The organism is Xanthomonas translucens pv. cerealis (assembly GCF_006838285.1).
Lineage (GTDB): Bacteria > Pseudomonadota > Gammaproteobacteria > Xanthomonadales > Xanthomonadaceae > Xanthomonas_A > Xanthomonas_A cerealis.
In genome coordinates this window covers 2,540,321-2,561,711 of the sequence record NZ_CP038228.1, presented here as the reverse complement: position 1 = coordinate 2,561,711, position 21,391 = coordinate 2,540,321, and the positions used below count along the sequence as shown (strand labels likewise).

The window sequence follows — 21,391 nt, the reverse complement described above, 5'->3', positions numbered from 1 at the left end:
ATCTTCCCTGGTAAAAACGGCTGCCTGCAATGAAACCGCACGATCTGGGCAAGGGAGGGCGACAGTTCGGAAGCACCACGCTCAGCTCGCAATTGCTCGATGCGCTGGGGCGCGATGTCGTGGCCGGCATCTACGGTTTGCAGAGTTTCCCCACCGAGGCGGAGATCTCCTCGGCGTATGCCACCAGCCGTAGCGTCACCCGCGAGGCGATCAAGATGCTGACCGCCAAGGGCCTGCTTTCCGCCCGCCCGCGCAGCGGCATCGTGGTCCGGCCCGAGCAGACCTGGAGCCTGCTCGATCCGGACGTATTGCGCTGGATGCTGGAACGCAAGTTCTCGCACAGCCTGCTGCGTTCGTTCACCGAAATGCGCCAGGGCATCGAGCCGATGGCGGCCAAGCTCGCCGCGCAGCAGGGCAATGCCGAGGCGATCGGCAAGATCGAGCACGCGCTGCAACGCATGATCGCGGCCGAGCGCGGCGAAGACGATCACCTGTCCTCGGACGTGGCCTTCCATGTCGCGATCCTCGACGCGACCGGCAATCCGTTCTACATGCAATTCCACGAGCTGGTGAACACCGCATTGAGTTTTTCGATCCAGTTCACCAACCGCATCCGCGGGCATACCGCAAGCATCCCGGCACACCGCGGTGTGCTGCAGGCGATCAAGAGCGGCGATGCAGACAAGGCGCAGGCGGCGATGTTCAGCATCATCCACGATGTGCTGACGTTGATTGCCGGCGAAGAAAGCCGGGACGCGAAAAAAAAGCCGACGTAACGACGCAGCGCAGGCGCTGCCTGGCCGCGCGGGTGGGTGCCGATCGGAAGCGCCACCGCACTTCTCCTGCCGAGGCCTGCGGCCTGGCAACAGATGGATTGTCTACAAAAACAGCCCTCCTGCATGCGCAGGAGGAACTGTCGTGGCACGCCTGTCGCCGACGCGTTGCCCGGCGATCAGCGGCCGCGCGAGGTGGCCGGGACGAACTTGTACAGCTTGTGGATGCCGGTGCCGAAATTGAAGCGGCTATAGCCCGCGCCCCAGTACACCGCACCGTCCACCACCGCCGGCGCGCTCGATATCGAACCGCCGGCATCGAAGCTCCACAGGGTTTTGCCAGTCGCGGCGTCTAGCACCGTCATCGCGCCGGACATCGAGCCCGCATAGACCAGGCCGGGCGAGGATGCGAGCGGGCCGCGGCCGCCGGCGCCGAATGCGGTCTGGACCGGATCGACGCCCGGCACCTTCACCTGCCACAGGATCTTGCCGCTGGCCGCATCCAGCGCCGCCCACGACCCGGCGTTCCAAGTCTCGGTATTGCCGGGAGCGAGGGTGTAGCTGGTGTGGTTGCTGTTGTTGATGGCCACGTACACGCGCGATTTGAGCGGATCCACCGACGAACCCCACTCGATGCCGCCGGCGGTGCCGCCCGGACCGACCTGGGTAGACCACACGGTGCGTCCGCTGTCGGCATCGAACGCCCAGTACACGCCGCTCTTCTGCCCGGCGCCGACCAGGGCCTGCGGCTTGCCGTTGCGGATCGCGGTGAACAGGTTGGCGCCGCCGCCGCTGAAGTCGTAGTCCGGCCCCTGCGGTTCCTGGCACACGCCGTTGGTCGGCGCGACCAGGCACGACAGCGACCAGGCATCGGCGCCCTGCAGGCGGCGCGTCCACACCGGCTTGCCGCTGCGCATGTCCAGCGCCAGCACCGAGTCCACGTAGTCGTCCGGTGCCAGGCAGGCCAGCTGCGCGGTCGTGTCGCCGTTGGCGTTCTTGACGCAGCTGGCGACGTTAAGCGGTACCGAATAGTTGTTGCCGGTGGTGGCATAGACGCGCTGCCGTTGCGGGTCGATCGCCAGCGTCCCCCACACCGAGGCGCCGGTATAGCCTTCCGGCGCGGTCTGGAAACGCCACAGCAGCTTGCCGGTCTTCAGGTCCAGCGCGACCACGCTGCCGCGAAAGGAGAATTTGTAAGCAGGCGTCAGTCCGCCCCAGTCGCCGGAGGACACACCCACGTAGACGCGATCGCCGTACACCACCGGCGAGGCGGTGATACGCGCCTGCGCATTGGCTTCGACCAGGGTCTTCCACAGCAGCTTGCCGGTGTTCTTGTCGATCGCCACGACCGTGCCGCTGGCCTGGTCGCCGACCAGGATGCTGTCGCGCGCGATCGCCGGGCTGTTGCGCGACAGCGAGGCGGCATTGCCGGTGTAATCGGACAATTTCACCTTCCACACCGCCTTGCCCAGCGCGGTGTCGATGCGATACAGCTGGCCGCCCCAGTCTGGCACGTATAGCGCGCTGCCCTGCACGGTCGGCGTGGCGGACACGTCGCCCTGGGTGGTGAATGTCCATGCGGTCTTCAGCCGCGCCGCGTTGAACGGGGTGATCTGCCACTCGGCTGGGGCGAAGCGCGTATTGAGATAGCCGCCACCGGCGTTTTCCCAACCGTTGCGGGTGGCGTATGGCGCGCCGCCGCCGAGCGCGGCGCCATCGCCAGTGGTGGGCCGCGAGCTTGCGTTGTCGCCGTAGCTGCCGCCCTGCGGGCTGGCGGACGCTTCGCTGTCGTTCGGAGTTTGCGCCGGGGCAGTGCTTGCGGATTGCGCCGACGCCGCCGTGGCGAGCATCAATCCGGGAGCCAACGCCAGCCACAGCACAGAAAGTTTCCGGTGCGCGTAATGCCTGTTCATGCGGTGTCCTTCGAGGCTTGGAGTGAAGACCCCCCCTTTGCTACCGGCGCAATGGTAGGAAGGAAACGCCGCGCGTGTCATGTACGCACAAAAAAGTTAGGGGCTGCGAAAAGGTTGCATGGATAGCGAAAAACAATCGCGGGCGTGGTGTCGCGTAGAGGTCGCCTAGAAAACCTCTGCATGCCCGATGGCCGGCATGCCGCGGCGTATGCGCTGCTTCCCGTGCTGGGCAACGGCTTGTGTGTCCGACATCCGCCATGCAGGCGTTGGTGCCTGCGCGGCATGCGTGCCGATACGCGAAACCCCTCGGCGCATGAGTGGCGACTGAATGCCGAGCGTGTGGCGCAGCGGTACGCCTGCGATGCGCGGCGTGTCCCACGCCACTGCGCGCCATCGCGAAAACCGGGCGGCGGCGGCGACACATGGCATCGCTTCGCCCGTTCCGGCACGGTCCAGGTGTAGGCATTCAAGCTGGAATGTTTAAGCTGGCGTATCGACGCTGGGGGCTGACGCAATGGGGATGTTTTGCTTAAGAGGCCGCGCGGCGACGACGGCGAGCGGCGCGGGGGCCATGCCCGCGGCGAATGGGCGCGCTCGGCGGCTAGGATGCGGCGGCTCAGGTACCAGGGTGCCGGCGTGAAGTTGGCCGATTTCATCGAGGCCAACATCGGTCCGTTGTGCGACGACTGGATCGCGTTCGCGCGTAGCCGCGGTGCGCAAGGCGAGGCGATGAGCGCATTCCAGTTGCGCGATCACGCCGCGCAACTGCTGGCCGAAATCGTCGCCGACATGCGCGCGCCGATGAGCGCGACGGAGCTGCGGCTCAGGTCGCTGGACGCCGGGTCGGAGCAGTTCGAGACCGATGGCGCCGCGAGCCTGCACGCCCGGCAACGGGTCAAGCACGGCTTCGGCATGATGCAGCTGGTGTCGGAATTCCGTGCGCTGCGCGCCAGCGTGATGCGCCTGTGGAGTCGATCCGAACACACGCCGGGCGTACAGGATCTGCCGGACATGAGCCGCTTCAATGAGGCGCTGGACCAGATCCTGGCCGATTCGGTGCGCGCCTTCATGGAAAGCGTGGAGCAGACCCAGCATCTGTTCATGGGCATCCTCGGCCACGACCTGCGCGGCCCGTTGTCGGCGGTGATGAGTTGCGCGGAACTGATGCTGGGGCAAGGCGAGCAACAAGCGCCGCAGGCGCGCATGTTGCTGCGCAGCGCCATGCAGATGAAGGCGATCCTGGACGACCTGATGGACTTCACCGGCGACAACTTGGGCGTGTCGATTCCGGTACGCCCGCACGCGGCCAGCCTGGAGGCGCTGGCCCAGGAAATCGTCGACGAGATGGCCACGATCTATCCGAAACGGGCGATGCAGGTGATCACGGTCGGCGATTTGCACGGCAGCTGGGACGGGATGCGGCTGCGTCGGGTGATCGCGAACCTGCTGAACAACGCATTGAAGTACGGCAGCCGCGATCAGCAGATCACGATCGCATTGAACGGCCTGATGGCGGACGAGGTGGGCCTGAGCGTGCACAATCTGGGGCCGCCGATTCCCGAGGCGATGCTGGCCTCGGTGTTCGAGCCGTTGACCACCACCGCGCACGCCGACGGCACGCCACAGGTTGCCGGCGCGAATCTGGGCCTGGGCCTGTACATCGTCGACCAGATCGTCGGCGCGCATGGCGGGCGTATCGAGGTCAGCTCCTCGCAACAGGAAGGCACCCGTTTCCTGGCGACGCTTCCGCGGCATGCACCCGCCAACGGCTGAGCGAGATCGGACCGGCTCGCAGCAGCCCTCCCACCGCAGCCGCGAAGCCCCTCTCCGCCCGGGAGAGGGGTTGGGGTGAGGGTCCGGCGCGAAAGCGTCTCGCGGAGTTTGGGTGCGCGAGGCTTCGCCCGGACCCTCATCCGGCGCTGCGGGCCACCTTTTCCCGACGGGAAAAGAGACAACGGACGCACTTCCCCATGCTTGCCGCCAGCAACGCGCAAACGACCGACGCGCGCGGCTGCGCCCGATTTGGATTAGGGTGACGTGTTTCCCTGAGCTGGAGGTGGATCGTGAAACAGTCATCGCGTGTAGCGCTGTTGTCGCTGTGCCTGAGTGCCGTCGCTCCTGCGTTCGCGCAAACCGCCGCGCCTGCCGCCGACGCGCTGCAGGGCAAGGTGGATGCGCTGTACACGCAAGCGCCGGACACCGTACCGGCCCAGCAGGTGGCCGAACTGCAGCAGCGCCTGCTCGACTGGGCGCAGCTGGGCCGCTACCGCGCCGACAACGCTGCGTTGGCGGCGCCTGCCGCGGGCGAACAGCGCGTGGTGTTCTATGGCGATTCGATCACCGACGCGTGGGGACGCATGCAAGGCACGACATTCTTCCCCGGCAAGCCCTACGTCAACCGCGGCATCTCCGGGCAGACCACCGCGCAGATGCTGGTGCGTTTCCGCCAGGACGTGATCGACCTGAAGCCGGCCGCGGTGGTGATCCTGGCCGGCACCAACGACCTGGCTGGCAACACTGGCCTGGTCACGCAGCGGATGATCGAGGACAACCTGCGCTCGATGGCGGAACTGGCGCAGGCCAACCACATCAAGCTGGTGCTGGCCTCGGTGCTGCCGGTCAGCGACTACCCGTGGCGGCCCGGCCTGCAGCCGGCGGAAAAGATCCGCGCGCTCAACGCCTGGATCGCGCAGTACGCACACAGCCACGGCGCGGTGTACCTGGATTACCACAGCAAGCTGCGCAACCGGCAGGGCGGCATGGACAAGGCGCTGGCCTACGATGGCGTGCATCCCACCGTCGCCGGCTATGCGGTGATGGCGCCGTTGGCGCAGCAGGCGCTGGAGCGCGCGCTGGCGCAGCCGTAAGCGCGGCTGTCCGTGGTGCTCGAAGAGCCGATTGCGATCCGGATCGCACCGAGGCGCTATGGCGCGTCGTGCGCGGATCCCAGCGCGGTGACTTCGCGCCGCAGCCAGGCGTTCACCGCGGCGGCGGCGTCCAGGCGCACGCGCGGCGCATATGGCTGAAGCGCGCCGCGCTGGCGCCTCTCCAGGCGCTGCATCGGCAGCAGCAAGGTCGCGCGTCCGCTCGGCAGCGGCACGCTTTCCACTTCGGTGTAGAGCGTGTCGGCGCCGCTCGGCTGGCCGACCTGCTCCACGCCGGGGCCTTCCAGCAGCCGGTCCATGAAATCCAGGCAGGCGCTGATGCAGGCGCCGTCGGTGATCGAGACGATGCGCGCCGGTTCGCCGTGGGCCGGCGCCTCACCGGTCTCCCTGACCGCCGCTGCTCAGAAGCGCTCGCCGCCGGGCAAATAGCGCCATTCGCCCGGTGCCAGCTTGCCCAGCGGGATGCGGCCCACGCGCAGGCGCCGCAGGCTGATCGCTTCCAGCCCCACTTCGGCGCACATGTGCTGTAGCTGCCCCGGCTGCACGTGCTTGATCGCGAAGCGCAGGCGGTCCTCGTTCTGCCAGCTGACCTTGCACGGCGGCAGGCTGCGCTGCTGGTAGACCAGGCCGTGCGCCAGCCGCAACATGCCGTAGGGGCGCAGTTCGCCGCGCACCTCGACCACGAATTCCTGTTCGATCGAGGTCGCGTCCTCGGTCAGGCGGCGCAGCACGCGGCCGTCCTGGCTCAGCACCAGCAGGCCGCTGGCGGCGTCTTCCAGCGCCAGCGGCGCGTTCAGGCGCAGGAAGTGGCGCTTCAGCACGCGCACATTGGCCATGTCCACCGCGCTGCGCGTGTCCGGCCCGACCAGGGCCAGGGCGGCGTCCAGGTCCAGCCCGGCGGGCTTGTGCAGCAGCAAGGTGGCCGGCTCGACTGCGCCCAGTTGCGCATCGGCGGCCAGGGTCACCTGTTGCGTGGTCACCGCCGCCTGCGGTTCCTCGACCACCACGCCGTCCACGCTGACCCAGCCGCCCTCGATGTACTGCTGCGCTTCGCTGCGCGAGCACGGCAGCATGGCGGCCACGTATTTGTCGAGGCGGGTAGGGGCGGACATCGAATGGCTCGGCGATCAGGGCAGGGCAGTGTACGTGCAGGCGTCGTCGCCCTGCCACGCGCGAGGCTGCTCAGCTGTGCGCGGCGCCGGCGAGATCGAGCTGGGTCAGGTACAGGCGAAGATCGAATTCCAGCTGGTGGTAGTCCGGCGCCATGTGCGTGCACAGCTGGTAGAACGGCTTGTTGTGCGCGCTTTCTTTCAGGTGCGCCAGTTCGTGCGCCACGATCATCTGCAGGAACGCCGCCGGCGCGTCGCGGAACACGCCGGCGATACGGATCTCGCGGCTGGCCTTGAGCCGGCTGCCCTGCACCCGCGAGACGCTGGTGTGGGTGCCGAGCGCGTGCTTCACCGCCTGCAGCCGGTTGTCGTAGATCACCTTGTGCAGTGGCTCGGAGCTGCGCATGTGGCGGTCCTTCAACGCCAGCGTGTAGGCATACAGCTGGCGGTCGTTGCGTACCGGATTGGGCGTGTCGTAGCGCTTGCGCAGCCATTCGCCGAGACGATCGCGCGCGATCAGTTCGCGGACCTGATCCTGCACATGCGGCGGATAGCCGACGAGGTATTTCAGCGCTTGCATGGCGCCACGATAGCGCGCCCTGGCGGCCGCCGCACGGCCGCGGCCAAGGGGGCGGCCGCAGCGGGTAAGATAGCGGTCAACGTCTTGGATCGGCTGGATTTTCCCGATGCGCAATCCCCTGCAGGAACAACTGCTCAAGGCCGGCCTGGTGAAGAAGAACCAGGTGGCGCAGGTCGCGCGCGAGCAGGCCAAGGCGCGCCACGGCAAGGCGCCGCCGCCGCCCAGCGCCGAGCAGCTGGAGAGCGAGCGGCTACGGCTGGAACGGGTGGAGCGCGACCGCGCGCTGGCCGCCGAGCGCAACGCGCAGGCGCGCGCGCAGGAGCAGCGCGCGCAGGCGCGGCAGATCGTGGACAGCCACAAGCTCAAGGCCGATGGCGAGATCGACTACCATTTCACCGATGCCGGCAAGATCCAGCGGCTGCGGGTGGATGCGGCGCTGCGCGCGCAGCTGATCAGTGGCGCGGCGGTGATCGCGCGGCTGGATGCCGGCTATGTGCCGATCCCGCGCGCGGTGGTAGAGAAAGTGGTCAGCCGCGATCCCGCCGCGATCGTGCTCGATACCACCCAGGCTGTGGCCGCCAGCGGCGAAGACGATCCGTACTACAGCCGCTTCCAGGTACCGGACGACCTGATCTGGTAGCCGGCCACGTTGCTGTTTTCCGGGCGCTGCACAGCGGCGCGTGCACCCGCGCTGCGTGCCGCTAGCTAGCGGCTGCACTCCGGCGCCATCGCAATCGACGCGCACGCAGGCGATCTGCCTGCAGGTGGCGTGCACCGGCATTGCCGGCCCGATGCGTTCCGCGCGCGCCTGCGTCCCATGTTCGCGGACCAGGCCCTGTAACGCTGGAGTTCCTGCTCGGCCAATTTGGTGGCCGCGCGTGCGCCGGTCATGAACATGCCGGCGAATGTGAAACCGGCGTGCATTGCAATCGCCGGCCGCGGCCGCATCATCAGGACTGACGAATCCTTTGGAGACGATCATGGCCACAGGCTGGGCGAACGACGGCGCGGTGCAGGAGCAGATCGACGCCACCGTCGAAGATGCGATCGAGCGTGCGCGCCGGCAGCTGCCGCAGGGACCGAGCCTGGCGCAGTGCGAAGCCTGCGATGCGCCGATCCCCGAGGCGCGGCGCAAGGCGCTGCCCGGCGTGCGCCTATGCGTGGCGTGCCAGGACGCGCAGGACCGCGAGCAGCACGAGCACAGCGGCTACAACCGCCGCGGCAGCAAGGACAGCCAGCTGCGCTAGGGCGTGTCGTCGATTCCTGGCGCGCCTGGGGATGGAGATCAGTCGTCGTTGGCGGCGCTGCTGACCGGAGGCACCGGCCGCGCGTGCAGGGCGATGTTGAGCTGGTCGACCACCATCGCCCAGTCGGCGTCGTCCAGGCGCTCCTCGCGCAGCAGCTGCGCTTGCGCCAGCGTCCAGAACGGCGCTTCTTCCAGCCGCATCGTGTCCGGCAGCGGCGAATGGCGGGCGAGGAACTGGCGGATATCGGTTTCGGTATTGGGCAGGCCCAATTGCGCGAACAGTTCGGCGAACGGGTGGACAGGTTGTTCCATGGGTCACCTTATCGGCAGGGGGAGGGCGCGCGTCGCGCTGCGGCGGCGTGCGTGGCCTGACACCATAGCGTCCGCGCGATCAGGGTCTTGTTAGGACCTGCGCTTGCGCCGTGCCTGGCGCCTGCCGATCAGCGCTAACCAAGTCCTGGCGGCACTGGATGGCCGCGCCAGCGCCGCGTGCTGCGCTGGAAGAACAGGCTGTTGGGGACCTGCAGCACGCTGTCGCCGGCGTCGTCGCGGGTCTCGCGCAGCGTGGTGTAGATCAGGTTGATGTCCACCACCTGGCCCTTGAGCCCGGGCTTTTCGCCGTTCTCGAGCAGTTCGATGTGGTCATGCAGGCGGAACGGCCGCGTGGCGAAGATCAGCAGCGTGCAGAAGATGTTGGACAGCACGCTCCAGGCCGCGAAGAACGCCACCGCTGCCACTGCGGCGAAGCCGGTGAACGCAGTCCACAGCACCGTGCCGGACACGCCCAGCCGATCCAGGATCAGCAGCAGCGCCGTGCTGTAGATCACGAAGCCGCTGCCGCGGCGCGCCAGCATCGTCAGTTCGGGCGGCAGCGCGTGGTGCTCGCTCAGGCGCCGCACCAGCCGCCGCAACAGCGTGCGCAACAACCACGCGGCCAGCACGATCAGCGCGATCTGCGCACCTGGCACGATCAGGTCCAGCCAGCGGTGGGCCCAGGGCGGCGGCATGGCGTGGAGCGAGGACATCGGCGCTGTCGGCGTGGCGGGGGAGGCGCGATGGTCGCAATCGTCGCGGTATCGGGCAAGTGCGGGTCGCGCCGACGATGCGGGCAATGCGACTCCCCGGGAGTGGTCGTCGCGCGCCGCTCAAGGATCCTGTTGCAGGCTGTCCCAGCGTTCGGCGGGAATCTCCGGCAGCGCTTCCAGCGCCGGCATCGCGAACAGGAAACCTTGGTACAAGCCGATGCCCAGCGCGCGCAACGCGCGATATTCGGCGGGCGTTTCCACGCCCTCGGCAAGCACCCGGCAGCCCAGTGCCGCGGCCATGCCGAGGATGCCGGCGACGATATGCCGGCGCGGTGCGCTGGTATCGATGTCGCGGATCAGGGCCATGTCCAGCTTGAGCAGGTGCGGCTGGAAATCGGCGAGCAGGTTGAGTCCGGAGTGGCCGGCACCGAAATCGTCGATCGCGGTCAGGATGCCGCGCTGCGCGTAGTCGCGCAGGATCCGCACCACCTTGGGCAGGTCGTGGATGCGCTCGGATTCGCTCATCTCGAAGATCAAGTCGCCGGTCGGCACGCCGTAGCGCTCGGCCGCGGCCAGGGTCAGGCGGATGCAGGTCGCCGGTTCGTAGACCGCGTTGGCAATGAAATTGATCGACAGTCGGGTGCGCAGGCCCAGCCGTGCCGCTGTGGCGATCGCCTGCACCCGGCAGGTCTGGTCGAAGCGGTACAGTTGCTGCGGGCGCACCCGCGCCAGCACCGCGGCCGCGCCGCTGCCGTCCTCGCCGCGCACCAGCGCCTCGTAGGCGTAGACCGTGCGCGCATCGGCATCGACGATCGGCTGGAACGCCATGCGCACGCCGAAGTCGAGCGGTTCGCCATCGCGGCAATTGCCGCAGGCCGGTTGGCCTAGTTCGGCAGACAGGGATCGCAGGAGCATACCGCGCGGCTACCGCAGGAAGAGGTCTGGATTATCGGGCGGCGCCGTGAAGACGGCGCCGACATCACGTGCGGCGTTGCCGCCACGCGCGGACTCAGCCGGCTTCGGCTTCGTCGACTTTCTTCAGCACGCGGGTGGTGCCGAGCACTTCGACGCGGCCGCCGGCCTTGCGGAACGCGGCCATGTCGGCCTCGATACGCTCGCGGCTGAGGCCTTTCTGCGCCTTGTCGCCGCCGGCGCCGCCGCGGGCGGTCTTGGCGGTCGGGGGCGGGGTCTTGCTGGTGGGACGTGCCATGGTGAATCTCCTGGAGTCAGTACATCGTCAGGGGAATGCCGCGCGCCAACTGATCGTTGTGGATGCGGCGGATGTCGCGGCAATACGGACCGGCCATCGTGAATTTGCGGCAGATCGCCGGGCGCTGTTCGTAGATCGAGCAGCACATGCGCTTGCTGTCCACCGCCACGCACCAGCCGTCCTCGTCGCGCGCCATCACGTGCAGGCCTTGCGCGGTGTGCTCGGTGAGATGCTCAGGCACCTTGTCGTCGGGCATCAGCAGCACGGTCAGGCGGCAGCAGATCGCGTCGCAGCGATCGCAGCTGACCGATTTTTCGGCCGTGGCGCGGGGTGTCGGTTGCGTGTTCAAGCGGCGTCCCCGATGGGTGCGGCAGTGCGCTGGAAGCGCAGCACGCGGCCGCGATGCGGCGGCAGATCGTCGGGGCAGAGCTGCAGCTCGCGCTGTTCGCTGAGCGCATAGCCCTGCGTGGCCAGCGCGCGGGTCAGCGCGGCGCTGTTGCCGCGGCCCGGATCGGCGATCAGCACTTCCGCGCTCGCCGTGGCGTGCCGCGCCAGCAGTTCGGCGAGCATGCCCGGATGCTGGTGTTCGTACAGCACGTCGCTGCCGATGATCACCTCGAAACGGCCCAGCTCGGGGTTGGGCTGGTCCCAGTCGAGGCGCCGGTACGGCACCGCGGGCAGTTCGTTGAGCGCGGCGTTGTAGGCCAGGAACACTTCGGTCAACGGGTGGCGGTCGCTGGCGACGATGTCGGCGCCGCGGCGGCGCAGCACCAGGCTGGCCAGGCCGAGGCCGCAGCCGATCTCCAGGATGCGCTTGCCGCCGATGTCGAACAGCGCCATCGTTTCGGCGAGCAGCCGCCCGGCCGGCCACACGTTGCCGAACAGGCTCCATTGCGCCGAGGAGATGCCGGCCGCTTCGGCCTGCGCGTCGGGATCGGAGAACTGTTGGGTATCGAGCAGCGAACGGATGCGATAGTCCTGGCCGCCCAGGTTGAGCGTGTTGATCTGGGTGGTGTAGCCGGACACAGACGCTCCCGGTGGGTCCGGCCCGAAGCGGGACGGAGGCTGGCGCGAGAAGAGGGGCGAGTCGGGCGACAGAAACGGCCGGACGAGACGCGTGTAAAAACGTGACGCTGAAGCGTGACCGCCCATATTACGCCAGTCGCCCCTCTTGCGTATGAACGGAACCTGCGCTAGCGCCTTTGTACGCCAGGTCGTGCCGGTGCGCGCTGCGGTTGCACGCCGGGGGTGCGGGCTGCGGCGCTCAGCGCTGCGCGGCGGCCAGCGCCAGGCCCTGGACCACGCCGAACGAGGGGTCGCCGTGGACCAGGCGCGCCTGCGGGAACGCGGCGGCGGCGATCTGCTGGATGTAGCCGGCGCGCGACATGCCGCCGGTCAGGAACACCGCCGCCGGCTCGCGGCCGATGTCGCTGCGCACCTGCGCCAGCAGCTCGCCGAAGGCTTCCAGATAGCTGCGCGCGGCATGGGTCAGTTCGGCGGCGCGCACCTGCACTTGCAGCCCGGCTTCGATGTAGTCCAGCGCCTCCGCATGCTGCTCGCTGTCGCTGAGGCGGATCTTGCTGCGTTCCACCGCGCGGTAAAGGCGCGCGGTGTTGCCGGTGTCCTGCAGCGCCTGCAGCCGGGTGTCGTACGGGCGCGGTACCTCGTCGTAGCGATGCTGGCGGAAATCGCGCTGGCGGGTGGTGTCCTGCACCATCGCCGCCTCGACGTAGTGGTGGGTCGGTACGCGGGTGCTGCCGCGGCCAAACAGCGGCATGAAGCTGGCCAGGCTCAGCGCCAGGTCGATGTCGGTGCCGCCGCGGGCGATGCCCCAGGCGCGATGCACCTGCGGCGCGCCGTCGCCGCCGACGCTGGCGTGGGCGATGTCGGTGGTGCCGCCGCCGATGTCCACCACCACCGCGTCGTGGCGTGCGTCGCTGCCGGCGTGGTAGTGCATCGCCGCGGCGGCTGGTTCTTCCAGGAACCCGACGTCGTCGAAGCCGGCGGCGAGCGCGGCGCTGTGCAGGATCTGCAGCGCCTGCGCGTTGCCGGCTTCGCCGATCGAACTGCGGAACTGCACCGGGCGCCCGAGCAGCGCGCTGCGCACCTGCAGGCCCAGTTGCTGCGACGCGGTCAGGCGGATGTGTTCGAGGATGTGGGTGGCGATGCCGGTGATGGTCTGCCTGGCGCGCGGATGCAGGTTGTAGCCGAGCATCGATTTCGGGCTCTGCACCAGGCTGCCTTCGCCTTCGAGGAAATACGCATCCAGCGCGGCGTCGCCGTACACCGCGTTCTGCAGCAGCGCCGCGGAACTGCGCGGCTCGCGCATCTGCGCTTCCATCCATTGCCGGCGAACCACGCGGATCGCGTCGCGGCGCAAGTCGTCGCGGCTGCGCGTGCGGCCGGCGGCGGCCGCATCGCGGCGGCCGGATTCGATCAGCTCGTCCACCTGCCGCTCCAGCGCCGGGGTCAGCTCGAAATCGGACGGATCGCGCATCACCTCCGGGAAGTACACGGTGGTGCGGAACTGGTGCTGGTCGCCGAAGCCGATCGGCACCACGCGGCCATCGATCACCGCGGCGGCGGCGGAGTTGCTGGTGCCGAAATCGATGCCGAGTCTCATGTCGCTGCGGGGCCGGGCAGGGGGCCGCGCACTGTGCGGCAAGCCGCTGCGTGGCGCAAGCCGGCCAGCGCCGCTGCCGCGCCGGCATGCGTGGCAGCGGTCGGGCATCGCCGTTGCGGGTATGGTCGGTATCCCCGCGGACTGCACCAGGCCCGCGATTGCGGGCCTGGTGCGGATACAGCCGGTGCGGGTGCGATTACAGCGCCGCGCCCGCGTGGCCCTGGTCCTTTTCCTGTTCGGTGGCCTCGCGCACGCCGGCCACTTCCACCGCAAAATGCAGCACCTGCCCGGCCAGCGGATGGTTGCCGTCGATGGTCACCAGCTCGGGGCCGACATCGACCACCGTGACCAGCAGCGGCCCCTGGTCGGTCTGCGCCTGGAACTGCATGCCGGCGGCGAGGCTTTCGGCGTCCGGGAACGAGCTGCGCGGCACCTCCTGCTGCAGTTGATCGTGGCGCGGCCCGTAGCCTTCGTCCGGGATCACGTCGACCTGCACGCGCTCGCCGCTGCGCTTGCCGGTTAGCGCATTTTCCAGCCCCGGCACGATGTTGCCGGCACCGTGCAGATAGCTGAGCGGATTGTCCGGCGAGGATTGATCGATCACCTCGCCCGCATCGTCGGTCAGGGTGTAGTGGATGGTGGCGACAAGACCGTTGGCGATCTCCATGGGAAACCTCATTCATTCATTGAGAAGTGGGATACGCCGGCACAGTCACAGCGCGATGCAAGGTGCTACCCGAATACCCTAACGAAAAGCGCCGGCGGATCGCAAGTCGGCGCTGCGCAGCGGGCGGTTACAATGGCCATTCGCCCCGTCGTCGCCGCAACAAGGAACCCCATGTCCGCCGCACCCGCCTGCCCGCAATGCACCCTGCACAACACCTACCTGGACGGCGCGCTGTGGATCTGCGCCGATTGCGGCTACGAGTGGCCGGCGGCGGCCGATACCGACTCCGCTGCGCAAACCCTGGTGCGCGACAGCAACGGCAACGTGCTGCAGGCCGGCGACACGGTGGTGGTGATCAAGGACCTGAAGGTCAAGGGCTCGTCGATCCCGCTCAAGCAGGGCTCGGTGATCCGCGGCATCCGCCTGGTCGAGGACGATGCCGAGCACATCGAAGGCAACTCGGACAAGATCAAGGGCCTGGTGCTGAAGACCTGCTTCCTGCGCAAGGCGTGAGCCGTGGGTGCTGGTTGCGGCGACGGCAGGTAGCGGCCGCCGCCGCGTGTCCGGCTCAGGCCAGCGTCGGGTAATCGGTATAGCCCTTGGCGCCGCCGCCGTACAGCGTGTCCGCGTCCAGCGGATTGAGCGGCGCATCGCGGCGCAGCCGTTCCACCAGGTCCGGATTGGCGATGAACGGGCGTCCGAATGCGACCGCGTCGGCAGCGTCCGCGGCGATGACCCGTTCGGCCAGCGCCTTGTCGTAGCCGTTGTTGACCAGCCATGGTCCGCGGAACCTGGCGCGCAGCGCGGCATAGTCGAAAGCGATGTTGTCGCGCGGGCCGCCGGTGGCGCCCTCGATCACGTGCACGAAGGCCAGGCCGAGCGGATCCAGGCGTTCGACCGCGCGCTCGAACAGCGGCTGCGGGTCGCTGTCGTGCGCGTCGTTTGCAGGCGTCACCGGCGACAGGCGCACGCCGGTGCGCTCGGCACCGATCTCCTGCGCCACCGCTTGCACCACCTCGAACAGTAGCCGAGTGCGGTTCTCGATGCTGCCACCGTAGGCGTCGTCGCGGCGGTTGCTGCCGTCGCGCAGGAACTGGTCGATCAGGTAGCCATTGGCCGCGTGCACTTCCACGCCGTCGAAGCCGGCGGCGATGGCGTTGCGCGCGGCGTGGCGGAAGTCCTCGAGCAGCGCGGGAATCTCGTCCAGACGCAGCGCACGCGGTTCTGAGACGTCGCTGAAGCCCTCGGCGGTATAGGTCTTGGCATTGGCGCGCAGCGCGCTCGGCGCCACCGGCGCGGCGCCGTCCGGCAGCAGGCTGACGTGGGAGATGCGGCCGACGTGCCACAGCTGCAACACGATCCTGCCGCCGCGGCGGTGCACCTCGGCGGTGACGGTCTTCCAGGCGGCGACCTGGACATCGCTATAGATCCCGGGCGTATCCATGTAGCCCTGGCCCATCGGGCTGATCTGGGTGGCTTCGGCGACGATCAGCCCGGCGCTGGCGCGCTGACCGTAGTACTCCGCCGCCAGCGGCGAGGGGATGCGGCCTTCGCCTTCAGCGCGATTGCGGGTCAGCGGCGCCATCACGATGCGGTTGGCCAGTTCGATCGCGCCCAGGCGCAGCGGGGCGAACAACGGGGAAGCGGTAGCGGTCATCGGTAGGTGTCTCGAACGAGGAATGGGGGCAGGGACAGCACCGCGCCAAAGGCGCCGATCGTCTCTCGGTAAACATGGGGATGGTCACCGTGGTTACGCGTAGTCGCGATGGGACAGTGCGTTGCTGGCGGCAGGCTCGCCGGCGCCTGCGGCGCCGTGTTGGAGGCGCTGCGTGGTCGGCAGCGGCTGACGTGCCAGGCTGACGGCGGACGGCTGGCGCGACCAGGGCGACATAGACGAACACCGTGCGCAACGCGCTGTTGCACACGCACGGGTGCCGTTGCATGTTGCGATGCACAATACTGTTCAACCCTCGATCAGGTCCCGGGCATGTCCACTCCCGTCGCTTCTCAGGCGCCGCTATCGCGCCGCGGCTATCTGCTGATCCTGTTCGCGCTGGCGATGGGCGGCTTCGCGATCGGCACCAGTGAGTTCTCCACGATGGGCCTGATGCCGTACATCGCGCGCGGGCTGGCGATCGACGCGCCGCAGGTCGGGCACCTGATCAGCGCCTATGCGCTGGGCGTGGTGGTCGGCGCGCCGCTGCTGGCGATCGTCGGCGCGCGCTGGCCGCGGCGCACCCTGCTGCTGGCGTTGATGGGCTTCTACGCGGTCGGCAACCTGGCCAGCGCGCTGGCGCCTGACTATCACAGCATGCTGCTGGTGCGCTTCATCGCCGGTCTGCCACATGGCGCCTATTTCGGCGTGGCCACCCTGGTTGCCGCGTCGATCAGCCGCCCCGACCAGCGCGGCGCGGCGGTGAGCCGGGTGCTGCTCGGGCTGAACCTGGCGGTGCTGATCGGCAATCCGCTGGCGACCTGGCTCGGCCAGGTGGCGCAATGGCGCTACGCCTATGCGCTGGTGGCGGCGATCGCGGTGCTGACCGTGGTGCTGGTCATGCGCCTGCTGCCGGCCGATCCGCACGAGCCGCGGCAGCGGCCGCTGCGCGAGCTGCGCGCGTTCAACCGTCCGCAGGTGTGGCTGGCGCTGGGCATCGGCTCGGTCGGCTTCGCCGGCATGTTCTGCGTGTTCAGTTATCTGGCGCCGACCCTGACCCAGGTCACCGGCGTCTCCGAGCGCTGGATCCCGTTCGCGATGTGCGCGTTCGGCTTGGGCGGCCTGCTTGGCAATCTGGCCGGCGGGTGGCTGTTCGACCGGCTGCAGTTCCGTGCGGTGCCGCTGGTGCTGCTGTGGTCGATGGCGGTGCTGCTGGCGTGGCCGCTGGCCGCGCACTCGCCGTGGGCGGTGCTGCCGGCGGTGGTCGCGGTCGGCACGATGGGCGCGCTGGCGCCGGTGCTGCAGACCCGGCTGATGGATGTGGCCAGCGAGGCGCAGACCCTGGCCGCGGCCTCCAACCACGCCGCGTTCAACCTGGCCAATGCACTGGGGCCGTGGATGGGCGGGGTCGCGATCAGCGCCGGACTGGGCTGGACCTCGACCGGCTACGTCGGCGCGACGGCGGCGCTGGGCGGGCTGCTGGTCTACCTGTGGGCGCGCCACGACGCGCGCCGCGCCGGGCGGCTGGCGACTGCCGGCTAGGGCAGGCCGCCATCGCGCGGATGCGCCTGGCGCAGCGCTGCGCCTGCGCGTTGCGCGACAGCCGCCGCAAACCGCTGCGTTCCGTTGTCGTCTGCGCGCACGACTGGCGAAGAACGCCAGGCCATCGGCCGACGCCATGAATGACCGTTCATGCCTGCCAGCGTGGCGTGAGGACGCATGCGTTTCGGCTCACGTGCACTTTATGCCCCTGCGTCCAGCATCCGTCCCACGACGCAACGCGGCAACACGCTTCATCCCGCGGCCAGGCGACATCCAGGGCAACACGACCCGACGTGCCCGTTGCGCGATGTTCGCCGGCCCATTGCAGAAGGAGTTCCATCCATGAGCATTCAGAGCAAGACCACCCACAGCCTCAACGACCTCATCGCCATTTCCCGCGACGGCCAGCAGTTCTACCAGGAAGCGGCGCAGAAGGTCGGCGACACCGAGCTGTCGGCGTTGTTCCTGCGTATCGCCGGGGTCAAGGCGGACATCGTCAGCGGCCTCAGCGCAGTGGTGCAGGCGGTCGGCGGCAAGCCCGACGCGCACGGCACCATGGTCGGCAGCATGCAGCAGATGTACGCCAAGGTGCGTGCCGCGCTGGGCGACACCAAGTACGGCTATGTGGCCGAACTGGAAGAGTCCGAGGATCGCCTGCTGAAGGCATTCAACGACACCATCGCCGACAGCGACACCCCGGTCGCCGCGCGCGATGCGGCGACCAAGTTGCTGCCGGAAGTGCGCGCCTGCCACGACGTGATGCGCACCCGCAAGCTGGCGATGAAGAACGCGGCCTAAGCCGCAGGCCGGACCTGGATCCGGCCGGCAGCGAGTACGCGGCACGCTGTGCTGCTCGCGCACGCCAGCATGCCGTTGCCGCACGAGCGCAGAGGCCGACCGGATGCAATCCGGTCGGCCTTTTGCGTTGTGCAGCCGCAGGCAAGGCGCGGCGACGGCGAGGCGCTTGCTACCATGGCCGCCCACCCGTTGCCGAGTCGCCCGCGGTTTCCGCCGCAGCCTGCCGATGGTCCACGACGCTTCTTCCACAGACGCGCAGTTCTCGCTCGGTTTCGCCGCGCCGGCCGCGCGCGAAAGCCTGTTCTTCGCCGTGTTGCCGGATGCGGCCACCGCGCAGCGCATGTTCGCGCTGGGCGAACGCCTGCGCGCCGCGCATGGCCTGCGCGGGCCTGCGTTGCCGGTCGAGCGCCTGCATCTGACCCTGCAGTACCTCGGCGCGTACGCCGGCATGCCGCCGCGCCTGCTGCAGCAGGCGCATGCCGCCGGACAGGCGCTGGCGGCGGCGCCGTTCGAACTGTGCTTCGATCGGGTGCTCAGCTTCGGCGGGCGTGGCCGCGCGCGGCCGCTGGTGCTGCACGGCGACGGCGAGCCGCCGGCGCTGCGCGGGTTGCGCGACGCGCTGCAGCAGCGGCTGGTGCGCCAGGGCGTGGCCACGCGCGCCGAGGCGGCCTATGTCCCGCACATCACCCTGGCCTACGACGCTCTGGCCGTGCCGCTGCAGGCGGTGCCGCAGGTGCGCTGGACGGTGGCCGCGGTGAGCCTGATCCGCAGCGTGCAAGGGCAGGGCCGCTATCTGCACGAAGCGACCTGGCCGCTATCCGCGGTGGCGGCCGACGCTGCGCACGCCGGCGCCGCGGCAAGCGGATGAGCGAACCGGCGCCGCCGCTGACCCTGCCCGACGCGCAATGGGCGCAGTTGCAGGCGGTCTATGCCGCGCCGCCGCGCGCCTATCACCATTTCGGCCACGTGCAGGCGGTGCTCGGCCACGACGCCGAGGTCGCCGCGGCGGTCGGCTGGCGGCAGCCGCGCGAGGTGTATCTGGCGGTGCTGTACCACGACGCGGTGTACCACGCCGGCCGCAGCGACAACGAGGCGCAGTCGGCGCGCCTGGCGCAGGCGGCGATCGCGCAGTGGCTGCCCGAGGCGGGACTGGATGCGGCACGCGTTGCCGCGCTGATTGAACTGACCGCGCGTCACGGGCGACTGTCCGCCGCGGCGGTGGATGCCGAAGCGGCGCTGTTCCTGGACTGCGACATGGCCATCCTCGGCGCCGATCCGACCGTCTTTGCCGCCTACGATCGCGCCATCGCCGAGGAGTACCGCGGCGTGGTGCCGGCCTGGCTATACCGGCGCAAGCGCCGTGCGTTCCTGCAGACAGTGCTGGCGCAGCCGCGCATCTTCCTCAGCGGCTGGTTCCATGCGCGCTACGACGCGGCGGCGCGCGCCAACCTGCGCCAGGCGATCGGCTGAGCTGGCCGCGCCGGCGTTCTACAATGCGCGCTTGTTCACGCCGCTGGCGTGCCATCCGCCGCGCACCGTGATGTCCGATTCCGATTTCGCCACTACCGATCCGTGCCCGCAACCGCCGCAGCCGCCGCTGCCCAGCGATTGCTGCAACAGCGGTTGTCCGCTGTGCGTCCACGACCTGTACAACGAAGAAGTGGCGCGCTATCGGCAGGCGCTGGCGGCATGGCGACTGCGCCATCCCGCGCCTTAGCCGGGCGCGTGAGCGCTCGCCGCGCGTCGCCGCAGCCCGCGCCGGCGCGGCCGCCTGCTCGCTGCCGCGGCGGCCTGCAGGCAAGCTTCCGGCGTACCCCGCATGAACCGGCGTCCGCGCCGTGCTTCGCGCCGCGGCCGTTCGGGATTATCTTTGGCATGCCTTTTCAGGATTGCCAGATGATGCGAATGCGTGGCGGATGGATGTGGGGATGTGCGCTGGTCGGGCTGACCGCCACGGCGGCTGCCGCGACGACGGCGACACCGGCCGCGGTCCCGGAAAAACTCAGCCACGGTCGCTTCGAACAGGTCCCGGTGCTGCTGCCGCAGGGCGAAGCGCAGCGCGTGGTGCTGTGGTTCGCCGGCGGCAAACACGGCGCGGCCGCGCGCATGCGCCAGATCGAGGCGTTGCGCGACGACGGTGCGATGGTGGTGGTGATCGACGGCGCGCACCTGCAGGCGGTGCTGGCCAAGATCCCCGGCACCTGCGGTTTTTCCGCTGGCGACGTCGAGAACTTCTCGCGCTACGTGCAGGCCTATTACCACGTGCCGACCTACCGCCTGCCGCTGTTGGTCGGCGATGGCGACGGCGCCGCGCTGGCCTATGCGGTCGCGGCGCAGGCGCCCAAGCACCTGCTGGCCGGCCTGGTCACTGAGGATTTCTGTCCGGTGCAGGTGCTCGACGACCAGATCTGCGGCGCCGGCATCACCGCGCCGGCGCGTGCGCTGCAGCCGGCGGCGCTGCCGCTGCCGTGGCTGAGCGCGATCGATGTGCCGGGCAAGGGCCGCTGCACCAAGCAGAGCGATGCGTTCGTGCAGCAGGTGCCGCAGGCGCAGCAGTTCCGCCGCAGCGCCAGCGGCGATGCCTTGCCAGGGCTGCGTGCGGCCGTGCGCTCGCTCGGCGCGCAGCGCGGGGTCAGCCTGCCGCCGACGCCGGTCGACCTGGCCGGGCTGCCGGTGGTCGAAGTGCCTGCCGCCGCGGCCGCCGACCACGACCACGACCACGACCAGGTGTTCGCGATCTTCGTCTCCGGCGACGGCGGCTGGGCCGGACTCGACCAGCAGGTCGCCGGCGCGCTGGCCCAGGCCGGCATCCCGGTGGTCGGTGTGGATTCGCTGCGTTACTTCTGGAGCGAGCGCACCCCGCAGGGCTTCGCCACCGACCTGGACCGCATCTACCGCCACTACAGCCACCTGTGGCAACGCGGGCGGGTGGTGCTGGTCGGTTTCTCGCAGGGCGCCGACGTCTTGCCGGCCGCCTACAACCAGTTGCCGCCGACGATGCGCGCGCAAGTGCAGACCACCGCGCTGCTGTCGCTGGGCAAGACCGCCGACTACGAATTCCATGTCTCCAACTGGATCAGTTCCGTCGACGACGGCCTGCCGATCGCCCCGGACGTGGCGAAGATGCCGGCCGCGCGGACCCTGTGCATCTACGGCGAGGACGACGACGACAGCGTCTGCCCGGATCTGCCGCACGGCGGCGCGCAGCTGGTGAAGCTGCCCGGCGACCACCACTTCAAGGGCGACTACGCGGAACTGGCCAGGCAGATATTGCAGCGGATCGGGGCGAAATAGTCGGGACCGGGGACCCGGAAAAGCAACAGCAAAAGCTGTGGGGCCTTACCGAGAAACGTTCTTCGGGTCCCC

26 protein-coding genes are annotated in these 21,391 nt (G+C 69.2%); 13 read left to right on the top strand and 13 right to left on the bottom strand.

Annotated elements, in window-relative coordinates; genetic code table 11:
• Positions 1 to 29: 29 nt before the first annotated feature.
• A complete protein-coding gene (locus E4A48_RS11210; protein ID WP_142742422.1) occupies positions 30 to 776 on the top strand; it encodes a FadR/GntR family transcriptional regulator in 747 nt (248 codons plus the stop codon).
• Positions 777 to 952: 176 nt separating this feature from the next.
• Here the strand turns inward: E4A48_RS11210 and E4A48_RS11205 are convergent, their stop codons facing one another.
• Positions 953 to 2,686: an outer membrane protein assembly factor BamB family protein gene (locus tag E4A48_RS11205; protein ID WP_039007026.1), complete on the bottom strand. Its 1,734-nt coding sequence runs from the start codon at positions 2,684 to 2,686 to the stop codon at positions 953 to 955.
• 636 nt (positions 2,687 to 3,322) lie between these two features.
• On the opposite strand from E4A48_RS11205, the gene E4A48_RS11200 reads away from it, so the two are divergent.
• Complete coding sequence (locus tag E4A48_RS11200) at positions 3,323 to 4,459, top strand: sensor histidine kinase (RefSeq protein WP_142742421.1); 1,137 nt, start codon at positions 3,323 to 3,325, stop codon at positions 4,457 to 4,459.
• Positions 4,460 to 4,749: 290 nt separating this feature from the next.
• Positions 4,750 to 5,553 carry an SGNH/GDSL hydrolase family protein gene (locus E4A48_RS11195; protein WP_058196932.1) on the top strand — a complete coding sequence of 268 codons (804 nt, stop codon included), beginning with the start codon at positions 4,750 to 4,752 and terminating at the stop codon, positions 5,551 to 5,553.
• Between the two features lie 56 nt (positions 5,554 to 5,609).
• Here E4A48_RS11195 and E4A48_RS11190 read toward each other — a convergent pair whose 3' ends face one another.
• Entirely contained in the window at positions 5,610 to 5,870 is a 261-nt protein-coding gene (locus E4A48_RS11190) for a hypothetical protein (protein ID WP_142742420.1), read from the bottom strand.
• Between E4A48_RS11190 and E4A48_RS21070 the strand changes: the two genes are divergently transcribed.
• Positions 5,869 to 6,000: a hypothetical protein gene (locus tag E4A48_RS21070; RefSeq protein ID WP_260607936.1), complete on the top strand. Its 132-nt coding sequence runs from the start codon at positions 5,869 to 5,871 to the stop codon at positions 5,998 to 6,000. The genes E4A48_RS11190 and E4A48_RS21070 overlap by 2 nt on opposite strands.
• On the opposite strand, the gene E4A48_RS11185 is transcribed toward E4A48_RS21070, so the two are convergent.
• Positions 5,973 to 6,683, bottom strand: coding sequence for an rRNA pseudouridine synthase (locus tag E4A48_RS11185; protein ID WP_142742419.1), 711 nt, complete (start codon positions 6,681 to 6,683; stop codon positions 5,973 to 5,975). The two genes, E4A48_RS21070 and E4A48_RS11185, sit on opposite strands and share 28 nt — an antisense overlap.
• A gap of 70 nt (positions 6,684 to 6,753) precedes the next feature.
• Positions 6,754 to 7,260, bottom strand: coding sequence for a YgjP-like metallopeptidase domain-containing protein (locus E4A48_RS11180; protein ID WP_039007019.1), 507 nt, complete (start codon positions 7,258 to 7,260; stop codon positions 6,754 to 6,756).
• 106 nt (positions 7,261 to 7,366) lie between these two features.
• Between E4A48_RS11180 and E4A48_RS11175 the strand changes: the two genes are divergently transcribed.
• Both E4A48_RS11175 and E4A48_RS11170 read left to right on the top strand, forming a co-directional pair.
• The gene (locus tag E4A48_RS11175; protein WP_142742418.1) at positions 7,367 to 7,900 is read left to right on the top strand and encodes a DUF2058 domain-containing protein; all 534 of its coding nucleotides are present in this window, start codon (positions 7,367 to 7,369) and stop codon (positions 7,898 to 7,900) included.
• A gap of 340 nt (positions 7,901 to 8,240) precedes the next feature.
• A complete protein-coding gene (locus tag E4A48_RS11170) occupies positions 8,241 to 8,507 on the top strand; it encodes a DksA/TraR family C4-type zinc finger protein (protein ID WP_039009179.1) in 267 nt (88 codons plus the stop codon).
• 38 nt (positions 8,508 to 8,545) lie between these two features.
• On the opposite strand, the gene E4A48_RS11165 is transcribed toward E4A48_RS11170, so the two are convergent.
• The 8 genes from E4A48_RS11165 to E4A48_RS11130 form a co-directional block, all read right to left on the bottom strand.
• The gene (locus E4A48_RS11165) at positions 8,546 to 8,818 is read right to left on the bottom strand and encodes a DUF2789 domain-containing protein (RefSeq protein WP_039007015.1); all 273 of its coding nucleotides are present in this window, start codon (positions 8,816 to 8,818) and stop codon (positions 8,546 to 8,548) included.
• A 134-nt stretch (positions 8,819 to 8,952) separates the two neighbouring features.
• Positions 8,953 to 9,531 (bottom strand): mechanosensitive ion channel domain-containing protein, encoded by a 579-nt coding sequence (locus tag E4A48_RS11160; protein WP_039007012.1) that lies wholly within the window; start codon positions 9,529 to 9,531, stop codon positions 8,953 to 8,955.
• Between the two features lie 120 nt (positions 9,532 to 9,651).
• Positions 9,652 to 10,446, bottom strand: a complete 795-nt coding sequence (locus tag E4A48_RS11155; RefSeq protein WP_039007011.1) for an EAL domain-containing protein — start codon at positions 10,444 to 10,446, stop codon at positions 9,652 to 9,654.
• A gap of 94 nt (positions 10,447 to 10,540) precedes the next feature.
• On the bottom strand, positions 10,541 to 10,741 hold the full coding sequence (locus tag E4A48_RS11150; protein ID WP_039007009.1) for a hypothetical protein: 201 nt from the start codon (positions 10,739 to 10,741) through the stop codon (positions 10,541 to 10,543).
• Positions 10,742 to 10,757: 16 nt separating this feature from the next.
• Entirely contained in the window at positions 10,758 to 11,090 is a 333-nt protein-coding gene (locus E4A48_RS11145) for a YkgJ family cysteine cluster protein (protein WP_039007008.1), read from the bottom strand.
• Positions 11,087 to 11,767: a class I SAM-dependent methyltransferase gene (locus tag E4A48_RS11140; RefSeq protein WP_058196886.1), complete on the bottom strand. Its 681-nt coding sequence runs from the start codon at positions 11,765 to 11,767 to the stop codon at positions 11,087 to 11,089. Before E4A48_RS11140 ends, E4A48_RS11145 begins: the two co-directional genes overlap by 4 nt.
• 238 nt (positions 11,768 to 12,005) lie before the next feature.
• On the bottom strand, positions 12,006 to 13,364 hold the full coding sequence (locus E4A48_RS11135; RefSeq protein WP_142742417.1) for an Hsp70 family protein: 1,359 nt from the start codon (positions 13,362 to 13,364) through the stop codon (positions 12,006 to 12,008).
• A 196-nt stretch (positions 13,365 to 13,560) separates the two neighbouring features.
• Positions 13,561 to 14,031 carry an FKBP-type peptidyl-prolyl cis-trans isomerase gene (locus E4A48_RS11130; RefSeq protein ID WP_039007002.1) on the bottom strand — a complete coding sequence of 157 codons (471 nt, stop codon included), beginning with the start codon at positions 14,029 to 14,031 and terminating at the stop codon, positions 13,561 to 13,563.
• Positions 14,032 to 14,202: 171 nt separating this feature from the next.
• Between E4A48_RS11130 and E4A48_RS11125 the strand changes: the two genes are divergently transcribed.
• Positions 14,203 to 14,544 (top strand): zinc ribbon domain-containing protein YjdM, encoded by a 342-nt coding sequence (locus E4A48_RS11125; RefSeq protein ID WP_039007000.1) that lies wholly within the window; start codon positions 14,203 to 14,205, stop codon positions 14,542 to 14,544.
• 55 nt (positions 14,545 to 14,599) lie between these two features.
• Here E4A48_RS11125 and E4A48_RS11120 read toward each other — a convergent pair whose 3' ends face one another.
• Complete coding sequence (locus tag E4A48_RS11120) at positions 14,600 to 15,688, bottom strand: alkene reductase (RefSeq protein ID WP_039006998.1); 1,089 nt, start codon at positions 15,686 to 15,688, stop codon at positions 14,600 to 14,602.
• A 330-nt stretch (positions 15,689 to 16,018) separates the two neighbouring features.
• Between E4A48_RS11120 and E4A48_RS11115 the strand changes: the two genes are divergently transcribed.
• From E4A48_RS11115 to E4A48_RS11090, 6 genes are all read left to right on the top strand, one after another.
• Entirely contained in the window at positions 16,019 to 17,227 is a 1,209-nt protein-coding gene (locus E4A48_RS11115; protein WP_039006997.1) for an MFS transporter, read from the top strand.
• A gap of 342 nt (positions 17,228 to 17,569) precedes the next feature.
• Complete coding sequence (locus tag E4A48_RS11110; protein ID WP_039006994.1) at positions 17,570 to 18,025, top strand: PA2169 family four-helix-bundle protein; 456 nt, start codon at positions 17,570 to 17,572, stop codon at positions 18,023 to 18,025.
• Between the two features lie 226 nt (positions 18,026 to 18,251).
• The gene (locus E4A48_RS11105; protein ID WP_039006993.1) at positions 18,252 to 18,893 is read left to right on the top strand and encodes a 2'-5' RNA ligase family protein; all 642 of its coding nucleotides are present in this window, start codon (positions 18,252 to 18,254) and stop codon (positions 18,891 to 18,893) included.
• Positions 18,890 to 19,495, top strand: coding sequence for an HD domain-containing protein (locus E4A48_RS11100; protein WP_142742416.1), 606 nt, complete (start codon positions 18,890 to 18,892; stop codon positions 19,493 to 19,495). The genes E4A48_RS11105 and E4A48_RS11100 overlap by 4 nt, the downstream gene beginning before the upstream one ends.
• Before the next feature lie 70 nt (positions 19,496 to 19,565).
• The gene (locus E4A48_RS11095) at positions 19,566 to 19,742 is read left to right on the top strand and encodes an oxidoreductase-like domain-containing protein (RefSeq protein ID WP_039009178.1); all 177 of its coding nucleotides are present in this window, start codon (positions 19,566 to 19,568) and stop codon (positions 19,740 to 19,742) included.
• Between the two features lie 182 nt (positions 19,743 to 19,924).
• Complete coding sequence (locus E4A48_RS11090; RefSeq protein ID WP_409976378.1) at positions 19,925 to 21,319, top strand: virulence factor family protein; 1,395 nt, start codon at positions 19,925 to 19,927, stop codon at positions 21,317 to 21,319.
• Positions 21,320 to 21,391: the final 72 nt, after the last annotated feature.